This window comes from Vibrio sp. QJM3NY_35 (genome assembly GCF_057785915.1).
The window spans coordinates 1,600,280-1,620,439 of record NZ_CM173507.1 but is presented as its reverse complement, the minus strand read 5'-3'; the positions used below and the strand labels follow the sequence as shown (position 1 = coordinate 1,620,439).

17 protein-coding genes and 1 pseudogene are annotated in these 20,160 nt (G+C 44.7%); 5 read left to right on the top strand and 13 right to left on the bottom strand.

Annotation, left to right across the window (positions count from 1 at the left end; translation table 11 throughout):
- Window positions 1-423: 423 nt before the first annotated feature.
- The 4 genes from AC3CH3_RS07405 to AC3CH3_RS07390 form a co-directional block, all read right to left on the bottom strand.
- Window positions 424-678: a DUF3297 family protein gene (locus AC3CH3_RS07405; protein WP_017059204.1), complete on the bottom strand. Its 255-nt coding sequence runs from the start codon at window positions 676-678 to the stop codon at window positions 424-426.
- A gap of 242 nt (window positions 679-920) precedes the next feature.
- The gene (locus AC3CH3_RS07400) at window positions 921-1,355 is read right to left on the bottom strand and encodes a GNAT family N-acetyltransferase (RefSeq protein ID WP_019823458.1); all 435 of its coding nucleotides are present in this window, start codon (window positions 1,353-1,355) and stop codon (window positions 921-923) included.
- A 67-nt stretch (window positions 1,356-1,422) separates the two neighbouring features.
- Window positions 1,423-1,566 carry a hypothetical protein gene (locus AC3CH3_RS07395; RefSeq protein WP_158008806.1) on the bottom strand — a complete coding sequence of 48 codons (144 nt, stop codon included), beginning with the start codon at window positions 1,564-1,566 and terminating at the stop codon, window positions 1,423-1,425.
- A 15-nt stretch (window positions 1,567-1,581) separates the two neighbouring features.
- Window positions 1,582-2,712, bottom strand: a complete 1,131-nt coding sequence (locus AC3CH3_RS07390) for a PcfJ domain-containing protein (protein WP_019823456.1) — start codon at window positions 2,710-2,712, stop codon at window positions 1,582-1,584.
- A 235-nt stretch (window positions 2,713-2,947) separates the two neighbouring features.
- On the opposite strand from AC3CH3_RS07390, the gene AC3CH3_RS07385 reads away from it, so the two are divergent.
- From AC3CH3_RS07385 to AC3CH3_RS07370, 4 genes are all read left to right on the top strand, one after another.
- Window positions 2,948-3,370, top strand: a complete 423-nt coding sequence (locus tag AC3CH3_RS07385) for a universal stress protein (RefSeq protein ID WP_019823455.1) — start codon at window positions 2,948-2,950, stop codon at window positions 3,368-3,370.
- A gap of 193 nt (window positions 3,371-3,563) precedes the next feature.
- On the top strand, window positions 3,564-4,940 hold the full coding sequence (locus AC3CH3_RS07380; RefSeq protein ID WP_019823454.1) for a DASH family cryptochrome: 1,377 nt from the start codon (window positions 3,564-3,566) through the stop codon (window positions 4,938-4,940).
- The gene (locus tag AC3CH3_RS07375; protein ID WP_488538089.1) at window positions 4,937-6,508 is read left to right on the top strand and encodes a cryptochrome/photolyase family protein; all 1,572 of its coding nucleotides are present in this window, start codon (window positions 4,937-4,939) and stop codon (window positions 6,506-6,508) included. The genes AC3CH3_RS07380 and AC3CH3_RS07375 overlap by 4 nt, the downstream gene beginning before the upstream one ends.
- Entirely contained in the window at window positions 6,508-7,248 is a 741-nt protein-coding gene (locus tag AC3CH3_RS07370; RefSeq protein ID WP_019823452.1) for an SDR family oxidoreductase, read from the top strand. The genes AC3CH3_RS07375 and AC3CH3_RS07370 overlap by 1 nt, the downstream gene beginning before the upstream one ends.
- 146 nt (window positions 7,249-7,394) lie before the next feature.
- Here AC3CH3_RS07370 and AC3CH3_RS07365 read toward each other — a convergent pair whose 3' ends face one another.
- From AC3CH3_RS07365 to AC3CH3_RS07335, 7 genes and pseudogenes are all read right to left on the bottom strand, one after another.
- Window positions 7,395-8,279 (bottom strand): PA4780 family RIO1-like protein kinase, encoded by an 885-nt coding sequence (locus tag AC3CH3_RS07365; protein ID WP_029405529.1) that lies wholly within the window; start codon window positions 8,277-8,279, stop codon window positions 7,395-7,397.
- A 161-nt stretch (window positions 8,280-8,440) separates the two neighbouring features.
- Window positions 8,441-8,575 carry a DUF2256 domain-containing protein gene (locus tag AC3CH3_RS07360; RefSeq protein ID WP_019823450.1) on the bottom strand — a complete coding sequence of 45 codons (135 nt, stop codon included), beginning with the start codon at window positions 8,573-8,575 and terminating at the stop codon, window positions 8,441-8,443.
- 240 nt (window positions 8,576-8,815) lie between these two features.
- Entirely contained in the window at window positions 8,816-12,532 is a 3,717-nt protein-coding gene (locus AC3CH3_RS07355; RefSeq protein WP_488538088.1) for an SbcC/MukB-like Walker B domain-containing protein, read from the bottom strand.
- 5 nt (window positions 12,533-12,537) lie between these two features.
- Window positions 12,538-13,791, bottom strand: a complete 1,254-nt coding sequence (gene sbcD / locus AC3CH3_RS07350) for an exonuclease subunit SbcD (RefSeq protein WP_488538087.1) — start codon at window positions 13,789-13,791, stop codon at window positions 12,538-12,540.
- Window positions 13,792-14,004: 213 nt separating this feature from the next.
- Window positions 14,005-14,181 (bottom strand): annotated as a pseudogene (locus tag AC3CH3_RS07345) (porin family protein); the annotation flags it as partial.
- A gap of 13 nt (window positions 14,182-14,194) precedes the next feature.
- Complete coding sequence (locus tag AC3CH3_RS07340; RefSeq protein ID WP_488538086.1) at window positions 14,195-14,791, bottom strand: LysE/ArgO family amino acid transporter; 597 nt, start codon at window positions 14,789-14,791, stop codon at window positions 14,195-14,197.
- A gap of 14 nt (window positions 14,792-14,805) precedes the next feature.
- Complete coding sequence (locus AC3CH3_RS07335) at window positions 14,806-15,330, bottom strand: GNAT family N-acetyltransferase (RefSeq protein ID WP_488538085.1); 525 nt, start codon at window positions 15,328-15,330, stop codon at window positions 14,806-14,808.
- A 723-nt stretch (window positions 15,331-16,053) separates the two neighbouring features.
- On the opposite strand from AC3CH3_RS07335, the gene AC3CH3_RS07330 reads away from it, so the two are divergent.
- Window positions 16,054-16,797 carry a class I SAM-dependent DNA methyltransferase gene (locus AC3CH3_RS07330; RefSeq protein WP_488538084.1) on the top strand — a complete coding sequence of 248 codons (744 nt, stop codon included), beginning with the start codon at window positions 16,054-16,056 and terminating at the stop codon, window positions 16,795-16,797.
- Window positions 16,798-16,925: 128 nt separating this feature from the next.
- Here AC3CH3_RS07330 and AC3CH3_RS07325 read toward each other — a convergent pair whose 3' ends face one another.
- Both AC3CH3_RS07325 and AC3CH3_RS07320 read right to left on the bottom strand, forming a co-directional pair.
- Entirely contained in the window at window positions 16,926-18,974 is a 2,049-nt protein-coding gene (locus AC3CH3_RS07325; RefSeq protein ID WP_488538083.1) for a TonB-dependent receptor domain-containing protein, read from the bottom strand.
- A 181-nt stretch (window positions 18,975-19,155) separates the two neighbouring features.
- A complete protein-coding gene (locus AC3CH3_RS07320) occupies window positions 19,156-20,076 on the bottom strand; it encodes a LysR family transcriptional regulator (protein ID WP_019826667.1) in 921 nt (306 codons plus the stop codon).
- Window positions 20,077-20,160: the final 84 nt, after the last annotated feature.

Below are 20,160 nucleotides of genomic sequence, written 5' to 3'. Positions count from 1 at the left end.
TTGTATGTGCTTCAGGATTAATTTCTGTGATAGAGGTAGTCATTAACAAAAAATAACTTTAAATACAGCATATTAGTTTCATTTAATTAGACTACGCTTCATATTTTTGTTTGTATCTGGTTAATTAAACATCAGAACTTTCGAGAGTGAACAAACCAAAAAAGAGCGAGCGAACATAAATCAACCAACAACAACTTTGTTATTAATGCGAATGCATAGTGAATAACAACAATTTTGGTAGAGTCTGTGGAGTTATGAAGGTGGTTTGGGCTATTAGTTAAAGAAGTTCGCCAAAATCAATGCAAACAAAAAGGGTCTAGATTTCTCTAGACCCTTTTAGGTAATAACGCTTGGTGGCTTTATGTTGGCTAATTAAGCAAACATAGCTATTTACTCGAAGTATTAGCTAGCCACACGAAGTGATTATGCGTCGATGTAAAAAGCTTCTACAGTGCCTTTTAGAGTAATAAGCATTGGCTGACCAAAACGATCTAGCGCTTTTGGAGAAGGGATCTTAACCCAACCTTCGCTGATGCAGTATTCTTCAACATCAGTACGCTCTTTACCATTTAGACGAATGCCGATTGGGTATTCGAAACACTCAGCAACGTGGTGTGGGCTGCGTGGGTTGCCTGCAAGATGATCTGGTAAAGCTGGTCTTGAATTAGTATCGCTCATGTTCATTACCTGTATGTACGTAAATAAAAAAAGTGCGTCATTCTAGTCAATATAGGCTTTGTGCTCAACAACTGCTGCAATAAATCGTCTTGATCGTTTTAATCAACAGCTAGTTGTTTGATTTAAACGCGATATCGGCATGAGTTTCAACGAAAATTTAACAGGTTTATGCATTATGGATGAAAGGGAGAAATTCATTACTCGAACGGCAGATAAACTAATATCAGGCTTTTATTCCGAGCTTATCGATTAAGCTCAATACTCATCACTTTATGGTTCGGTTCTGATTCGATATTTACGATTGACCAACCTAGCCCTTGGTAGAGACCCATGATATTGGTGTACGCGTAGAGTTGAGTTTGCACTGCAGAAGAAACCTGTCTGACACCACGATTAATCAGTTCACTGGCAATGCCTTGACCGCGCCATTGAGGGGCGACGAACACGGCGTTGATCCACACTACATCACGAACTTGGTGAGGTTCTTGAAAATAGGAATACGCCAAGCCACCAATGACCACATTATCGCGAAGTACTGTTATTACTGGAGGGAGTTGTACGTTTTCTTTATAGGTATCTTTAAACTTGAAATCAGACCATTCGCTTTGAAATAAGTCCTCTAACTCATGCCAATAAGGTGAGCTTTCATCGCAATTTCTAAAGATTACTTTCTGCATTTTTTCCGTCCTTTGAAAGGGTGTGATTCGGCTATCCTAGCCTTTTTCAATCTAAGTGTAGGTAAAGCTACTCTTCTTCGTCGTAATCGCCTGCTGGGTCTTGATTGATTTCTTCGCCGCATCCTAGGCATTCACCTTGTAGATCCGTAGGCATCACAATAATCAAACCACAATGCGGGCATAAATCACCTTGTTGATACATATGAGTCATTCCTTTACTTCACTGCTATTGCTTAGGATATTTTTGCTTACTCGCTTCTAACCAGTCGTGAATCACTTGGCGAGCGGATTCCGACGGCGGTGCATTCCGCTTTCCGCAGATTTGGTCTATTTCAAAAGGGAATGCTTTGCTCGGAACGCGGCGTAAACCTATGGTTAAGCGCTGAGGCTTGAGCATGCGGAACACCACATAACGATCGCTCATGATTCGGTTGTGATACACGCCAATACAGTGCTTCTGCTCTATACCTTCGTGTTCAAGGTCATAATAATCCGTGAGCGGATGAATGTTGTCATTGCCGAGCAAAGGAACGGGATAAGGGATGTCTTTATCCATTGGGCGATTGCCTTCCAAACGACGTAATTGGCGTTGCTCCGTCCAGCGATCATGCAGTTGTTCAAACATCGCAAAAGAGTTCTGACTGGTAATCGCGCGCAGTGGATCATCCATCTCCAAATCTTGCCCTAGCAATATCGCATCTTGGAACATCGCCATCTTCGACGGTGCATTAAGTCTGCCCTCTTCCACCATTGCAATCCCTAATCGGCTACCAGTAAGAAATGGATGAACTTGATCCAAACGCAGGGCTGTGTATCCAACTTTTGAGTAGTGCTTAAACTTAAGGACTCGTCTTTGTAACGGCTCGAGAATGCGAACAATGTGGTCGAGTTCATCACCAACGTTGTAATGAAGCTCTAGCTTGTCGATGAATTTGAGTGTCGCCTTGCTGCTGTCTAAACCCAACTTAGCAAGGATCTTCTTCTGCCCTAAGCGACTCAGTGCCAATGCTTTCTTGTTGTCGACGCTGTGCTTCATACAGATCAAAGCCAAAATAACAGGCCTTAATTCAAGCAATTGCGCGGCTTCATAGGTATTCGCGGCAAGCCACAGCATCTGGTATTGGTATTCTGGAAAGTCGTCGGTGATTTCACGATAGCGCGCAGGTAATGAATTTAGCCAACGACCATTCACGTCAAACTGCTCAACAAGGTTGAGGCTCAGCCCAATGCCCCCATCAAGCGGTCGTCTACCATCGTCAAACACATGAAAGCCGACGAGCTTTTGAGACCAGTCTCGGATCTCAATGTCGTAGTCGAAACCTAATGTTCGAGTGGGAATGGTTAGTAGTGCTGTCATTAATGCCTCTTCGTTATTGGCGCATTGAACTATCAAGCCTATCTAACAGCATAAGCTAGCGCTTCAACCACTATATCAACCTTTTGTAAATTTCTTATCAATCAAAGCGATATAAATACGATAGTGCTTAGAAGAACATTGAATGATGATTTTACGCAATATGAGATCTCTTCGATATCATTTGCGCCAACAGAAACTATGCTTGTTACATAACTCACAACAAGAGGCTTTAATTATGGATTACCGACATATTCTGGTCGCACTTGAACTGTCTGACGACACCAAGATTCTCATTGATAGAGCGACCTTCTTCGCTGATAAACTGGAGGCTGGCATTTCGTTTGTTTATATCGATGGTACGCATGGAGAAATTTATCCAGAACTCGTTGATATTCAAGGAAATGACGGTGATTTACCCATCAATGAAGATGCCGTTAAGCATTTAAGAGAGTTTGAGGCGTACGCCAAGCACCCAATCAAGCACATTTTCGTGGGAACCGGTGACTTGAACGATAAGCTCAAAAATGCCATCGAAGTAAACGGCGTTGACCTATTGCTATGTGGCCATCACCATGATTTTTGGCATAAGCTCATCTCCCATTCTAAACAGATCATCGATACTTCCCCTATCGATATTCTCGTTGTTCCTATGGAATAGAAGCTGCAGTTCGACACTCAAAACTAGCCTGCATTGCCAACCTCTATCGGTATTATTGGTTGGCTTGATACCCTCTTCAACACCCTGATCCTGACCGAAATCTGCTATTACCCACTTAGAGTAGAAATTTGTGATCTTGTCAGCTTATCAACTCGTAAGCGTCTAATAATTAACAAATCGCCGAGTGGAAGTAATGAAAAAGATTGGCCTGTATCTTTTTACAAACGACTTAAGAACCAACGACAATGCGCTACTTTACCAAGCAAGCCAAATCGTCGATGAGCTCGTTTGTGTGGTTGTCGAACCGCTTCTGTCTCACTACTCAGCACAGCTCGCCCAAGAACAGCAATATGGCGCTCAACGCATAGCTTTCATTTCACAATCGATAAGCGATCTTAAGGCTAACCTGAACGACCTAGAACAAACACTGATCGTCCTTACACAAGACCAAGATAAAAGCGGTAACATTAAATACTCGCTCAACGAGATTATCTCTGATCTAAACGTCACTCACTTGTTTGCAAATGTTCATTGTAGCTACGACGAGCAACAGCTAGTGCAATCAACGTTGGCTGACTGCCCGAACTTAACTGCGATTCAATCTCATAACTCGACTTTGTTTGAGCTCGATGACTTCCCTTTTACGTTAGACAAATTACCCCGCTCGTTTACCAAATTCAGAAAACTCATCGAACACTTGTCTGTCGATACACAAAGTTTGACCATAACGACGTTACCACCAGCACCAGACCTAACAAAAACGTCACACTGTCACTCAGAAACCTCCCTTTTTATGACGGGTGATTTGGCGAGCGAGCAAAGCTTTAAAGGCGGTGAAACATCGGGATTAATACATCTCGATCACTACTTCTCACGCAATTACGCGATCTGCTATAAACAGACTCGGAATGCGTTGGATGGCGTCGAGAACTCGACCAAGTTTTCACCGTGGCTCGCATCAGGTTGTGTCTCACCAAAAACAATCTGCAGACACCTCACGCGATTTGAGTCGCATAATGGTTCCAATGATTCAACCTACTGGATCTATTTCGAGCTGTTGTGGCGAGAGTATTTTTATTGGAAGTGCATGTCGTTGAAGGCATCGTTATTTACAGGCTCATACACAAACCCCGTTATAGCAGAGAGTAGTACTCAATCGGCAAGCCTTAATTTTTCCAAATGGAAGAGCGGTAACACCAACTACCCGATTGTCGATGCATGTATGCGCCAACTTAATGCGACTGGCTACATGTCCAATCGCGGAAGGCAGTTAGCCGCAAGCTGTTTGATTTATGAGTTGGGCGTCGACTGGCGACACGGCGCGGCCTATTTCGAAAGCCAACTTGTCGACTATGACGTGGCATCTAATTGGGGAAATTGGGCGTATATCGCCGGGGCTCTCAATCAACCCGCCCGCAACAACCAGACGAAAAACCAATTACAACCTAAATCACGCCATTTTGATTTGGCCAAGCAGACTGAAATGTACGACCCAGACCATGCCTTCATCAATCAATGGTCAGGCGGTAACGCAGTCACAACAAGCCTCACAAACCAGGACGCATTATGAAATTTAAAACGGTACGACTTGTATTAGGAGACCAGCTAAATATAGAGCACTCATGGTTTCGACAGGTTAACGATGACGTTATTTACATCATTGCTGAGCTCAAACAAGAAACGGATTATGTCGCATCTCACATTCAAAAAGTGGCCGCGTTTTTCTGTGCGATGGGTTACTTCGCTGACGGACTCAAAGAACAAGGCCATCAAGTACTCCACCTCACTCTTGACGACACAACGCAATTTGAAAACCTAGATACACTTCTAAAGCACTATGTACACGAATTCGGCGCAGAGAAGTTTGAATATCAAAGGCCAGATGAATATCGCCTCTTAGAGCAGATGAACAAGCTCAAGCTCACCAATGCAACCAAAGGTTGTTGTGATACCGAACACTTCCTCTTTCCATTCGAGGAGATCGAACAACAGTTTCCAAAAGACAAACACATCATGATGGAACACTTCTATCGCCGAATGAGAAAGCGTTTCGACATTTTACTAGAAGACGGAAAGCCAGTTGGCGGCAAATGGAATTACGACGCGAACAATCGAAAGAAACTCAAGAAACAAGACATCGAAAACCTGCCTCAGCCTTTGATGTTTACCAATGACATAACAGACATTTTGCAGCGTATCGAGCGCCACCAAGTGCAAACCATTGGTCAAGTTAGCAGCCAATTATTATGGCCGGTGAACCGCGCACAAAGCTTGTCTTTGCTCGCCCATTTCTGCCAAGTTTGCTTACCGTTATTTGGGCAGTTTCAAGATGCGATGACGACAGAGCACGAATCTAAATGGAGCTTGTATCATAGCCGTATTTCGTTTTCGTTGAACAGTAAACTGTTGAGCCCTAAAGAAGTGATTGATGCAGCACTGTCGGCCCACCAATCATCCTGTCTTCGAGACAGTTCACCAGATAAACCAAGCATCGACATTGCACAGATCGAAGGGTTTGTACGCCAAATACTGGGGTGGCGTGAATACATACGCGCCGTCTATTGGGCGAACATGCCTGCTTACTCCAACAAAAACCATTACTCAGCAAACAACAACCTTCCCCATTACTTTTGGGATGGACAAACCAAGATGAACTGCATGAAGCATGCGATTGACCAGTCTCTTGAATTTGCTTACGCGCACCACATCCAAAGGTTAATGATCACTGGCAACTTCTGTTTAATCACGGGTATAGACCCTCACCAAGTAGACAGTTGGTACCTTGGTATTTACGTCGACGCGATTGAGTGGGTTGAAATGCCAAATACGCGAGGTATGGCACTGTTTGCGGATGGCGGGATCGTCGGAACCAAACCATACTCTGCCAGCGGTTCCTATATCAACCGCATGAGTGACTACTGCAAAGGCTGTCACTACAAGATAAAAGAACGCAGCGGCGAACAATCTTGCCCTTTCAATAGCTTGTATTGGCGCTTTATGAACCAACACCGCGATGCGTTAAACCGCAACCCACGCATGGGCATGTTATATCGCTCTTGGGACAACATGGACGAGCAATCACAACAAGCGATTCTCGATACCGCTGAACAACGAATCACAAACTTGGAGAACTTATAATGGTGGAGCAACTCAGATTACACATATTAGTGGTCGGTGGGAGTGGCGGTATTGGTTTCGCTGTGGTTAAACACCTATTATCTGAGCTCTCTCGGTTTGATTTTCTTGATGTGCATGTAGACGCGACTTACCACTCTCAACAGCCGGAACTAGAAAACAATCGCTTGAGCTGGCACAAAGTCGACGCGACCAACGAAGCTGATATTAAGCGTTTGAGTTCTGAGTTTGAGCAACTTGATTGGTTGATCAACTGCGTGGGTATGCTCCACACTCCAGATCTTGGACCGGAGAAAAACTTGTCGTCCATCGACCCTGATTTTTTCCTCAAAAACATCTCTGTGAACACCCTACCGAGCTTATTATTGGCAAAGCACTTCACGCCGATTCTTAGAGCGAGTGACAATCCAAAATTTGCTGTGGTATCCGCAAAGGTAGGTAGCATTTCAGACAACAGATTAGGCGGTTGGTATAGCTATCGCTCATCGAAAGCAGCCCTCAACATGTTCATCAAAACCATGTCGATAGAATGGCAACGCACCATTAAGAAAGGCACCGTGTTGGCTCTGCACCCGGGCACGACAGACACCGCTCTGTCGAAGCCTTTTCAGACCAATGTCCCTGAAGGCAAGTTGTTCGAATCGAGCTATGTCGCCCATCAATTAGTCGATATCATTCGCACTGCCACACCGGACAAAAGTGGGCACTTCTACGCTTATGATGGCGAGCAGTTAAATTGGTAGTTGATACGAGTTGCCGTCTTTCGTTAGTGCTAAAAAAGAAAACCCAACAGAGTTGAGGCTCCATTGGGTTGTTTTTTGAAAGAACGCCTCAGTTTTTTAAGGCGTTTGGTTGATATCTAGCACAAGATCAAAACTGATGATCACGATTACTCAGCCCAATTGAACTTGCTGTCATCGACACCTTCTTTTTCTTCTTTCGCACGTTCACGTCGGTGTTGCTCTTCAGTTCGCGCAGCGTCTATCTCTTGCATGATGGCTTCGATATCAGCCAAGTCGTCCGTTTCCGTAAACTCACCCGTCAGCTTGCTGTCTGGCTTTAAGTCGCCTTTCTCGTACAGCGCCCACATTTCCTTGGCATACTCGGTTTTCGCCAATTCAGGAGCAAACTGAGCGTAATAATCACGGATGTTATTGATGTCACGAGCCAGCATCCACTCAGCGTTGTTGTTCGCCGAAGCGTCAACCGCTTGCGGTAGATCGATAATTACTGGGCCGTACTCATCCACCAATACGTTGAACTCAGACAAGTCACCATGGATCAAACCAACACACAGCATTTTAACTACGTAAGTCATCATCACGGCGTGGTCTTCGATCGCTTGCTCTGCTGACATCACGACATCGTTCAAACGTGGTGCAACATAACCATCATCGTCAGTGACCAGTTCCATAAGCAGCACGCCATCAAAGCAACCGTAAGGGACAGGCACACGTACGCCCGCTTCTGCCAGTTTGTATAAGGCATCCACTTCGGCACTCTGCCAAACCTTTTCTTGTTGTTCACGACCAAAGCCAGAGCCTTTTTCCATCGCTCGAGCACGGCGGCTATTTCGGACTTTTCGGCCTTCACGATACGCGGTCGCTTTTTTAAAGCTGCGTTGGCTAATTTCCTTATATACCTTAGCACAACGGATCGTATCGCCGCAGCGTACGATGTACACCGATGCTTCTTTGCCACTCATGAGTTGGCTTGTCACCTCGTCGACCAAACCATCGTCAACTAAAGGCTGTATTCTTTTAGGTATCTTCATGCCGCCTTTATACATCACTTATCTTACAGATAGAAATATTAACTTGAGAAATGAATGACGAAACGATTAAAGGATCATCAAAATGATGACAAAGGAAGGAAATATTAGAGTTAAGGGCTTTAGATCATGAGGAATGAGCTGATCTGTTCAAGAGTATGGGACTAAGATTTATTACGACGACAACGTTCTGAACAGTAGATCACGTCATCCCAACAGCGCTGCCATTTTTTACGCCATGCGAAAGGCTTTTGGCAAACAGGACATGTCTTAGTCGGTAAATGAGGCTTCTTGTGCATGGTCGTTTCCTTTTGGATGAGTCCACTTCCTGCGTTTACTGGAGATTCCCTATTACGCTCGTTTCTCACTTTAGGGAGTGACGGCTACTTTTTGAACGCTCCTGACTTTAAGGAGTGGCGGCGGAATGATTGATAACAGCCCCCGACTCCGTCATCCTCGAGAAGGAGGAACGACTGAGTCGGGGAACTGCTTCATCTAGCTCTGCTTCTATTTCTGCACTGATGGAAGATAGCTATACGCTAAGCGACAACCTTGTACTGCTTCTCCATCTCACTCACACCTAAGCCTGAGTGTTTTGTCACTTTAAGCTGAACGGGTACTCGCTCTTTCAATGCTTCAACGTGGCTAATCACACCAATCATTTTGCCTGATGCATTCAAGTTATCCAGCGCGTTTAGAGCAATGTCTAATGTCTCACTATCCAGCGTACCGAAACCTTCATCTAAGAACAGAGAATCAATACTGGTTTTGTAGCTCACAAGATCAGAAAGTGCTAATGCCAGCGCCAAGCTCACCAAAAAGCTTTCGCCGCCGGACAAAGTCTTAGTGTCACGCATAACATCGCCCTGCCAAGTGTCGAGCACTTGCAGTTCTAAACCATCGTCGGCTTTACGTTTTAGCTCGTAACGACCATGCAAACGTTGTAGCTGCTTGTTCGCAAGGTACACCAAGTTTTCCAACGTTAAACCTTGGGCAAACTTACGGAATTTATCGCCGTTCTTTGAGCCGATAAGTGAGTTAAGACGTGAGATATCATCAAACTCGACTTGTTGCTCGTCGATCTGTTTGAACAGATCTTGCTGATTACTTCGGTTCTGGCTATCCGTTTCAAGATTGGCAGAAATTGCACCGATCTTGGTTGCATGGCTTTGCTGTTCGTTTTGACACTCAGTCGTCGCTTCTTCAACTTGCTGCTGGTTTTGCTCTTGCCATGCTTTCGCATTTTCGTGATTTTGTAGATCCAGTTGCGCTGCTTTAGCTGTGTTCAACCTTGCTTGTGCACTGACAATCGCTTCATCTAAAGACTTCTTCAGGCTTTTAAGTTGAGTTCTAACCTCTTCATCTAACAACGCTGCTTCAAAATCAACCTCACCTTCAAATGGGCTAGCTTTCAGCGCTTCTAACCAAGCATTCGACGCTTGTGTGTAGCTCGATTGCTTACTGCCCAACTCGTCCGAGAAACCAGTGTGTTTGGTTTGCTCGGTTCGGTGTTCCAGTTCGCAGCGGTTAAGCACTAACTGAGCGGCATCAAATGCATTAACCGCTTCAGTGACTTTTTGCTTCATCGCATTGCTGGTGGCTTGAATGTCTTTGTCACCAAACAATTCTGTTCTTTCAGCCGTTAGACGAGTCAGTTCTAGCACTAGAGACTCACTCTCTTGCGTCAGTGTCGCAAGCTCTTTCTCAACACTGCTTAGCTTGTCGTCTAAGGTTTTCAGTTCAGCATTTTGAGTAATCAGTTGCTTCTCAATGTCGGCCTGTTGCTGTTTGGTTTGCTGCCATGTGCTTGATGCCTGTGATTTCGCAGTAAACCAATCATCGATATGTTCAAGTTCAGGCGCTTCGATAGAAGTTTGAACAATGCTCTCTTTCAAAGCGATCCATTGCTGCTCTTTCGCTTGAATGATCTGAGTCACTTGCTCGTTTGCGACTTGGTTTTGCTTATTCAGATCCGCTAAGCGTTGCTCGGCCAACTCGAGATTAGACTGCGCCTTGTCAGCCATAACACTTACAGACAGGCGTTGTTTCTCAGCTTCGGCATAATGCGCTTTAGCATCACTCAACGCTTTGAGTTGCTGTGCGCTCTGACTTAGTTGAAGTTCACACTGCTGAGCAAAGGTTGCAACCGTAGCTTCATTGCCTAAATCGTTAATCGTCAGCAGCGCCAGTTCAGGAGCCGTGCCAACGAAATCCGATAAGCTCTGCTGAAGCTTGCCGACAACGCCTTGCCAATTCATTTGAGCCTGCTGAATATCCGCTTGCGCTCGCTGAATGTCATCGTTCAGCGCGGCAATCATAGGGGCAAGAGAATCTAACTGCTGACGATGCTCTTGGCCTTCTTTTTTGATAGCCGTTAGCTCTAGGTTTTCCGTTTCTTTTTGAGCAACCAAATTTGCAATATCTTGCGACTGTTCAATCGAATGCTCTGTTGAACCACACAATGGGCATTCAGATCCAGATTCTAGAGCTGCACGGTATTTTGCTAATTCGCCTTCTTGATCAATCAATCGCGTTAATCGCTCAAGCGAAGTCTCTTTCTCTTTATATCGCTCCACCAACACTTCACGTTCTTTCGAAAGCTTGTCGACCAACTGGGTGTTGGTTTGATGTGCCTGTGTTTTCGCGTGCAGCTGTTGCTGAGCATTTAGGAAGCCACGATTGATCTCAAGTAATGAGTGGGTATTGCGATTCCAAAACTCCAATAGATCTTTTTGCGCATTCAGCACCTGTTCACTGGTATCGCCTTGCAATGCTTCCCACTGTTGCTTCGCACTACTCTCTAGCACAACCAATTCAGCTAAAGTTTTGTCTTGCGTTGCTTTAGCGTCTTGTGCAGATTTGATGACCGTTTGCTGAGCATCAACCGCAGACAAAGTTTGCTTCGCTGAGTTTAACTGTTCTGCATGCTGACGCTCTAGAGTACGAACTTGCTCAACTTTGGCTTGCCATTGACCTAGGTATTTTTCCAGATGTTGGTCAGCTTGATGTGTATTTAAATACTCAGTGCTGAGTTGATCTTGTTGCTTTAGTGCATCTATTTTTTGGGCTAACACGATCTGTTGATTACGCTGCTGCGTATGTTGTTCGTTTAGCGTATTCGCTGCATTAACGGCCGCAGTTTGTTTATCTTTGAGTACGGCGATTTGGTTATCTAGTGGACGCACCAGATCGATGATCTTCTCTTGATCTTGTTGCTCGGTTTTTACCTGTTCGACTATCGCACTGCTTTGAGTCAGTTTAGTTTGCGCGTCTTGCTTTTCTGCATCACGAACGGCAAGTAACTTGGTGCTGTTATCTAAGTGTGCTTGAGTAGTGTTCACCTCTTGTTCGCAACGCTTTAAATCTTTGTGCATTGGACGCAGCTTTTCAGCCGGCTCACTGTTTGCCAAGCGCTCTAGTGAAAGTTGATTACGGTCTAGTTCATCTTGAGCTGTTTTAAGATCGTGCTCACTGGTCGCAATAGTTTGCTCAGCTTTAGTCACGTCTTTCCACCAGCTTAGATGCGCTTGCCACTCTTTTAATTGCTCGGCTAAACGCTTCTGCTCAACTTCTAGCGTTTCTCGCTCTGCGGTTAGCTCTTGTATTTGCTCTTCAGACAGTAAGCTCACCCCTTCAGCTTTCGCTTTAAGGTGATTAAGCGACTCTTCACTCGATTTGAAATGATCGTAGATACGCTCTGAAATCAGGCTATAGACTTCGGTTCCCGTCAGCTCTTCAAGTAGCTCGGCACGGTCGTTAGCATTGGCATTTAAGAACGCCGCAAACTCACCCTGAGACAACATGATGGATTTGGTGAAGCGTGAAAAATCGAGACCGGTTACCTGCTCCACCAACTTGGTCTTCTTAGTCAGCATGGTCTCTAAGACTTTGTCGGTGTCAGCATCGGCAAATTCACACGTTGGCGTTTGTAATGCGCCATCGTGTTTTCCACGCGCTCGCTTTTGGTGGAAGTTAGAGCGGTAAGTTTTGCCCTGCACTTCAAACTCCAGCTCAGCAAAACACTCACCCGTACCACGCGTCATTAATTCGTTGTTGCCTTTAGCAATGCTCTTTAAGCGCGGCGTGCGGTGGAACAATGCCAAACAAATCGCATCAAGAATGGTGGTTTTACCCGCCCCTGTTGGGCCAGTAATCGCAAACAGGCCATTTTCCGCAAACGGTGATTGGGTAAAATCGAGTTTCCAACGTCCTTTCAAAGAGTTCAGGTTTTCAAATTCTAGGCTTAAAATCTTCATACTGGTTACTCTTCTACTTTGTTTGGCGCTTGAGCGCTCTCGGATACTTCAACCATCACTTGTTTAAACTTCACTGTCATTCGCTCTAAACGTGCTTTTTCAGAATCGGTTTCAAACTCTTCTAAGGCAATACGCTTGCTAAAAACGTCCATCGGGCTCAGTTCAGATAAGGTTTCTGCCGACTCTTGCTCTAATGCTTGATTGCGACGCTCTCTTGCGCGTCGCAGTTGAAGTACTTCCACATTCAAACCTTCGGTCAATGCACGCATACGTTCTTGGAGATCTGAAAGGTAATCTTGCGCTTGCACTTCTATCGATAACCACACGCTTTGGTCGCTATCTAAACCTATGTATTGGTTAAGCTGAGATTCGATCTCGCTCAAGTCACCTTTGATTTCAGCTAGTGGTTGGAACGTTGGAACTGGCAATTGAGAAATGGTGCGCACTCCCTCAACAAATTCAACCACACAGACCTGTTTTTGAGATTTAAGTTCATCAAAGCTTAATGGGATTGGTGAGCCGCAGTAACGAATGTATTCACGCTTTGCCACCACTTGTGGGCGGTGGATATGACCAAGTGCAATATAATCGGCGTCTGGGAAGCCATCAGCGGCAAAACCATCAAGGTTACCGACATAGATGTCGCGTACCGAATCCGATTGTTGAACGCCCATCGCCGTTAAATGACCCGTAGCGATAATCGGCATGTGCTCGCTGTTTTCAAACGTCGCACGTTTTTCTAAAGCGGCATCATAAACACTTTGGTAGTGCTGTTTGATTGCATCTCCGAGTTGCTTCTGACGCTCAACGCCAGTGACACCTGCCTGACTGGTCAACACATCGCGAGGGCGAATAAAAGGAATGGCACAAACCAGCGCTTCTACATCGCCGTTCTTGCCTTTTAGTTCGACAACCTGAGTCGCATGATCTTCATTGGTATTAGGAATCACGTCTGCACCCATGTATTTGAGCAGCTGTTGTGTCTCTTTAAGCACAGACACCGAATCATGGTTACCACCTAACAACACCAATTGGCAGCCGATCTTGTTCGAGTCGACCACGAACTTGTTATACATCTCACGAGCGTAACTCGGCGGTGTGCTGGTATCAAAAATATCGCCAGCAACAATGATCGCATCGATGTCGTGCTCTGTAACTTGCTCAAGTAACCATTGTAAAAACCGTTCATGTTCATTCTTACGACTTTTATTGTAGAAGTTTTGGCCAAGGTGCCAATCGGACGTGTGAAGAATCTTCATTGCTGCTCACTGGAAGTCTGTAATACCTTTAATCTACCAAAATAGTCGAGATAATTCCCTTTTATAAGCTTGTGAAAACCAACTAATTTCAGGCTTTGGACCAACTCCGCCCACAGCGTGAGCAATCGTTATTTTTGACATAAAAAAACCGCTCAACGTTAGAGCGGTTTTGGGTGTCCATAGCTTTAGCTTTAAGCTATTTAACAGAAGCCATTAGAAATTGTATGAAGCACCCAGAGTTACTGTGCTAAAGGCTACATCACGGCTTTCCAATCGATTACCCGTTGTTCTATCGAAGAATTCGATGTTTACTGCGTCTGCTTGTGAGATCAAACGTAATGTTAGGTTTTCTACTGGCGTGTATTCAACACCTATACCAAAATGGAAGCCTAATTACGCGCAGCTAGACGATCAAAGATATTGCAATAGATGCCATGATCACGCCAACGACAAATTCCAACACCTTCCACGCTCTCGGGTTCTTAAACATTGGAGCCAAGAAGCGAGCGCCATATCCAAGTGAAAAGAAGAAAACGAATGACGCCGATACCGCCCCAGCGCCAAACAACATTTGATTCGGTTGATATTGGGTTGAGATAGAACCTAGCAGTACCACAGTATCCAAATACACATGCGGATTAAGCCAAGTGAACGCCAAACACATCGCAATCGCTTTGGTAAACGAGTCTTTGGTTTCAGCAGTGGCTTCTAAGGCGTGGTTTTCAGTAAATGCTGAACGGAAGCTTAAGAATGAATAGACACCCAAAAAGATAGCGCCACCATAACGGGCGAAATGCTCAATTTGTGGGAACTGCTTAACGATTGCGCCAAAGCCCGTCACGCCAAAGCTAATCAGTAAGGCGTCAGAGATGGCACATACAGCACAAACTGCCAATACGTGTTGGTTCTTAAGCCCTTGCTTTAAAACAAACGCATTTTGAGAGCCAATCGCAAGAATCAACGAAAGGCCAAGGGAGAAACCTGCAAAGTAAGTCGACATCTAAAGCTAGCCTCTTAACGCAATTCAATACGCATAAACTGGCTGTGCGGGTCCAACACATAATCAGCAAAGGGTTCACAGTAGCCGAAGCCAAACTTTTCATACAGGTTACGCGCAGCCTTAAAGTAGTCTTCTGAGCCGGTCTCTAAACTGATTGTTTGATACTGGCGGGCGGTTGCTGTGTCCAATACGTGCTGTAAAAGTTGGCTCGCAACACCTGACTTTCGAGCAAACTGTGAGGTTCTCATCGATTTGAGTTCAGCGTGTTGGGTATTCAACTCTTTAATGGCGACACACCCAAGCAGTTGGCTGTCTTTCCAAGCACTGAAAAAGGTAATTCCTGGTGACTTGAGCCCATCTAGATCCAGTGCATGGACACTTTCGGCTGGCGAAGTTGCGTACATATCAGCAAGATGCTCTTCAAGCAATTCAATGACTTCCCCACCCGACAAGTCATCCAGCTTAATTTCTATTGAAGCACTGCTTTCCAATGTTGTTCCATTTTCCATTGAATCCTGTGCATTTGTTTCTGGCTTCATTGTCTCACTCTCCTTGTTTAGTTCGCTTATTTTGCTTGAGTGATTTGGCTTTAATTACTAGGGCGTGTTGACCTTTCGAGGTTAAATTTTGTTCGAGATAAAAGCGTTTTAATCGCGGCGAGGGGGAAGTAGCCTAGCATTCTAAGCAAATCTCCCTCAACAAAGAGTAAAGCGCTTTTAGCCGAACCCTTCGGGCAGCGTTTGCTGGTCATTTCTACTACGTTATCGGCTTCTCATGTAGGCTAGCTACACATCGACGCCTCTGCCTTGTATAAATACCCAGCAACTCGCTGCAAAAATCAACTCGAAAGATCAACACGCCCTAGCCTACTTTCCTGAATTTTTTCCTTTTCAAGAGCTCGGTTTGAATCAGTAAAATTACTGATTCATCATGAAATTATAAATGTCACACTGGGTTTACCTAGATACCATATTTTTCCTATCTAGTCTCGTGATAAAAGCGTTTCGCAAAGCCCGTATGGTCGCAGCAGCGAGGGAGCAACACCTGTTTCAGTTAACGAATAAGTAGTCAGAGCAAAGTGAAAAGCGATGACACGCGTACCGATGTTGTTGGCAGCTTAAACGTCCCTTTAATCGGTCCCATTTAAAACGACCATAAGTTAGAAAATAAAACGCTTTCATTGACCGAATATTTGGTTGCGATTTCCCAATTTCGGTATATGATGCGCCACCCTAATTTTTCAGCTTATGCTGCAGGCAAATATGTCCGCCAACGCACTCTATACCGACCTATCCGGTTACTATGATTTAATGTGTGTAGATATTGACTACCAAGCGCAAAGCAACTGCGTACGTAGACTCCACCAAATCTTTGGAAATGAAGGAAAAACACACCTCGATTTAGCTTGTGGCACTGGCCCACACGTTCGTCATTTTATTGATTTTGGTTACCAAAGCGGTGGCCTAGATCTTAACAAGCCGATGTTAGACATCGCTGAAATTCGCTGCCCAGAAGCCAAGTTCTCAGTACAAAACATGAGTAACTTTGAGGTCACTGAACCACTCGATCTTATCACTTGCTTCCTGTATTCCATCCATTACAACGATGGCCTAGAGAAACTTAAAGAGTGTATCGAAAGTGTGCATCGCGCGTTGAAGCCAGAAGGTATTTTCTGTTTTAACGTGGTTGATAAAGACAAGATCAGCAACGACCTGTTTGTTAGACACACAACAAACCAAGACAAAGACGATTTCACGTTCCGTTCTGGTTGGTATTACTCTGGTCAGGGTGATAAGCAAGCGCTAAAGCTTAGTATCGAAAAGGCGACTGCTGGTGAAACTCAAGTGTGGAATGATGAACACCCAATGGTGGCATTCTCGTTTAAAGAGTTAATCGAGATATTGAAGCCCTACTTCGAGGTTAATATCTTCGAGCACGATTACGATAAGCTAATTCCTTGGGATACTCAGTCCGGTAATGCGCTGATCACATGTGTCAAAATCTAGATAAATAGATAAGTAGCGAGTTAAGCTAAACCTATAGATCAAAAAGAACCCACACTCGCCGTTCTCCTTTTAGAGCATCAGCCAGCATGGGTTCTTTTGTATCAAGCTATCAGTTACTGAACTCTCGATTAGAAGTCAGCTGTCATACCTACGTAGTAAGTACGTGGCTCTTCAACATAACCTAGATATTCTAGTTCTTCAGATACTGACTCGTCCGTTAGGTTCGAAATACCTGCACGCAGTCGTACTGAATCATTCACGTTGTACACTGTGCCGATGTTCAATGTTGTGTATGCGTCTTGAGATAGGTCGCTTTCGATCTGACGCTCACCACGGTAACGAGCACTGATAAAGGTGTTCAGGTCGAAAGTTGGGCTCCAGTTTAGTTTAACTAAACCCGAGTGCTTGTAACGCTCAAGTAGCTGTTCGCCTGTCGACTTATCTTCAGTATCTAAGTAGGTGTAGTTCCCAGAAAACGCCCACTTATCAGAGATTTGATACATACCACCTAGCTCAACACCTTGAATGATTGCTTCAGAGACGTTTTGGTAAGTTTTCGCACCTAGCTCTCCCGTTGGTGAACCGTCTGGGTTTTCACATTGACGAGCACTTTCGTTCCAATCACCGCCTTCAGGACAGTAACCGTCTGTTCTTTCAATAAGGTCATTAATCTCATTCCGGAACAATGCCGCTTCGATATTCCAACGAGGTTGAGTGTAAACCGCCGCCAACTCGTAGTTTAAGCTTGTTTCTGGGCTTAGATCTTCATTACCGATTAACGCACAGCCACCTTTACAGCTTGATACTTGGTAGTCAGATTGGTTTTGAGTCAATGTTGGTGCTTTAAATGCTTTACCCACACCACCCTTGATGATTAAGTCATTCGTTGTTTGGTGTACCAAGTACACACGTGGGCTGAGCTCTTCACCATACAGTTCATGCTTATCTAAACGACCACCAATGGTTGCCGTTAGTTGATCCGTCATTAACCATTGGTCCTGAACAAATAGTGCACCTTGGTATGCCTCAGATGAACCACTCACTAGGTTCTCTTTGTTCGTCAGCTCGCTCAGTTGGTAATCCATACCAAACGTTAGCGTATGGCTTTCACCAAGATAAGTGGTCGCAGACGCTTCAACAATCTGAGTTAATTCTTCGATATCGCTGCTGAAGTTATTACCCAGATCAGCCGCATCATTGTCAGTCACATTTTCGCGTGAGTAACGTACTTGCGTGTCACCCCAGCTCCAAAAACCACTGTGTGTAATCGCTTGGCTATTACGTACAACACGCGTGTCAGACTCAATAACTGAGCTTGAGCTTTCAGCCGCTGAATTACGTTCGTCGTCGCTGTAACCAAAATCGAAATCTATGGTTTGGTTATCTGATGCATGCCATGTCAGGTTAGCAAGCATGCTTAGCGTGTCACGGTCTTCTAAAGCTGTAATATCTTCACGATCGTAGCCAGAACTGTGTGTACCAGAATATGGTTGCCATGCGTTACGGCTTGTTTGGTTAACAGAAACTCGCGCGAACAGCTCATCTTCAATCAACGCACCAGAAGTAGTAAAACCAACAGACTGCTCTTGGCCACCGTTGCCATCCATTGGAGATGACGAGTCCATGCTCAGTGTAGAGCTCCAATCGTTTTCTGGAGCCTTAGTGATGATGTTGATTGTACCGCCCATACCATCCGAACCGTAAAGTGCAGACATTGGGCCACGGATAATTTCAACACGTTCAATTGAATCAGCAGGGATAGTTGATAGGTCGAAGTCGTTACCACGGATGATGGCACTCGCTGAGCTTAGACGGCGGCCATTCACCATGATAAGAGTGTAGTCTGAATCCATACCACGAATAGAGATCATCTGACGGCCAGCACGTGTGCTATCAAAATCAGACTCTACACTCGTTGATTCTGCAACGATATCAGCCAAGGTAATACCAGGGCTATCTTCAATGTCTTGCGCGGTGATAACCGACATTGAAGCTGGCGCTTGTTTTAGTGCCATCTCGGTACGAGTTGCCGTAACAACCATTTGTTCATCTGTTGCTTGCGCTTCTTCTTGCGCTAACACGTTAGCTGAAAGTGAGGTACAAATAACAGCGACTGCGATCGAAAGGGGTTTACGAACCAAAAGAGGTTTGCGAATCAAAAGAGATCTCTCAGACATGATATTCATTCTTATATGTGGTTGGTAATGATAATGGTTTGCATTAAACAACCCGCCACCATTCTTATCAACGAAAGTTTCATACCAAAAATCGATTCTCGTTATTCACCAATCAAATAACTAAAGAGATCCATATTCAACTCGATAGGTATTTGTAATTTTCATTCACCCTGCAGATGAATTATGTATAGAGCTCTTTGAATATATTGCGAACCCAGCGACACATCGGGTCGTTATGAAAGCGCTTATGCCAGTATAAGTAGACGTCTTCTGATGGGTGGCGCAACGCTTTAGGCACACGTTTACAAACAAGATCTCTTTGCTTAGCGGCTTGTTGTGCAAAAGGTGTCGGTAAATGAAAGATGATGTCGGTTGCTTCTGCCATATCCGGCGCGACGTTAAAATTGGAAAGCTGAATTGGAATGGACAACTGGCGCTGCTTATCAATCAAGCCAAGATCTTTAAATCGACTTTCGATCGAGAGCTTCTTATCCCCTTGCAGTGAGATTTGACCAAGTTGGCTATTCAACAAGTCATCAACGGTGAGCTCTTTATCTGCCAGAGGATGGTTTTTACTCATCAACAAACGGTAATCGCGGCTAATCACGAACATTCGATACAAATTTTGCTCTGAACTTAATGGCTCGTGGGTCGACAACACAAAGTGCGCATCACCGGATAACAGAGGCTCAAAGTGTCGTTTAGGAATCGAGTCGATATCAACAATCATGTTCGGCGCTTGTTGGCGTATCTCCGCAACTACCTTCGGCAACAAGTGCGCGACATTAGGCACTAAACCAAAAAAGCGAACCGTACTGTCACTGCTTTGTGGTTCGAATACATCGCCATGTACCAGCTTTTCTAAACGTGTCAGAACCGAGTTGAGATCTTGCTTAATGGCTTCTGCTTTTGGCGTTAACTCATAGCCATAAGCCGCTCGCACCAGTAGGTCATCATTGAAAACAGTACGCAGTTTTTGCAGAGCTCGGCTCACCGTAGGTTGGCTCATATCCAGAGCCAATGCCGTGTTGGAAACGTGCTTCTCTTCAAGAAGGTGTTTAAGAATAACGAGTAGATTGAGGTCGACTTGAGCAAGATTCATTATGCAAATATTAACAATATGGGAAATTCAATGAGCGCATAGTGCTATTTCTTAACAAGTAATACAATTGATAATCACTCCTGT

What these genes read in the sequence shown, in the direction of transcription:
- AC3CH3_RS07380 (WP_019823454.1), top strand. Translation starts at nt 3,564, where the DNA reads ATGAAAAAGATTGGCCTGTATCTTTTTACAAACGACTTAAGAACCAAC.
- sbcD (WP_488538087.1), bottom strand. Translation starts at nt 13,791, where the DNA reads ATGAAGATTCTTCACACGTCCGATTGGCACCTTGGCCAAAACTTCTAC.
- AC3CH3_RS07365 (WP_029405529.1), bottom strand. Translation starts at nt 8,279, where the DNA reads ATGAAGATACCTAAAAGAATACAGCCTTTAGTTGACGATGGTTTGGTC.
- AC3CH3_RS07330 (WP_488538084.1), top strand. Translation starts at nt 16,054, where the DNA reads ATGTCCGCCAACGCACTCTATACCGACCTATCCGGTTACTATGATTTA.
- AC3CH3_RS07390 (WP_019823456.1), bottom strand. Translation starts at nt 2,712, where the DNA reads ATGACAGCACTACTAACCATTCCCACTCGAACATTAGGTTTCGACTAC.
- AC3CH3_RS07355 (WP_488538088.1), bottom strand. Translation starts at nt 12,532, where the DNA reads ATGAAGATTTTAAGCCTAGAATTTGAAAACCTGAACTCTTTGAAAGGA.
- AC3CH3_RS07370 (WP_019823452.1), top strand. Translation starts at nt 6,508, where the DNA reads ATGGTGGAGCAACTCAGATTACACATATTAGTGGTCGGTGGGAGTGGC.
- AC3CH3_RS07325 (WP_488538083.1), bottom strand. Translation starts at nt 18,974, where the DNA reads ATGTCTGAGAGATCTCTTTTGATTCGCAAACCTCTTTTGGTTCGTAAA.
- AC3CH3_RS07400 (WP_019823458.1), bottom strand. Translation starts at nt 1,355, where the DNA reads ATGCAGAAAGTAATCTTTAGAAATTGCGATGAAAGCTCACCTTATTGG.
- AC3CH3_RS07385 (WP_019823455.1), top strand. Translation starts at nt 2,948, where the DNA reads ATGGATTACCGACATATTCTGGTCGCACTTGAACTGTCTGACGACACC.
- AC3CH3_RS07335 (WP_488538085.1), bottom strand. Translation starts at nt 15,330, where the DNA reads ATGAAGCCAGAAACAAATGCACAGGATTCAATGGAAAATGGAACAACA.
- AC3CH3_RS07375 (WP_488538089.1), top strand. Translation starts at nt 4,937, where the DNA reads ATGAAATTTAAAACGGTACGACTTGTATTAGGAGACCAGCTAAATATA.
- AC3CH3_RS07405 (WP_017059204.1), bottom strand. Translation starts at nt 678, where the DNA reads ATGAGCGATACTAATTCAAGACCAGCTTTACCAGATCATCTTGCAGGC.
- AC3CH3_RS07340 (WP_488538086.1), bottom strand. Translation starts at nt 14,791, where the DNA reads ATGTCGACTTACTTTGCAGGTTTCTCCCTTGGCCTTTCGTTGATTCTT.
- AC3CH3_RS07395 (WP_158008806.1), bottom strand. Translation starts at nt 1,566, where the DNA reads ATGACTCATATGTATCAACAAGGTGATTTATGCCCGCATTGTGGTTTG.
- AC3CH3_RS07360 (WP_019823450.1), bottom strand. Translation starts at nt 8,575, where the DNA reads ATGCACAAGAAGCCTCATTTACCGACTAAGACATGTCCTGTTTGCCAA.
- AC3CH3_RS07320 (WP_019826667.1), bottom strand. Translation starts at nt 20,076, where the DNA reads ATGAATCTTGCTCAAGTCGACCTCAATCTACTCGTTATTCTTAAACAC.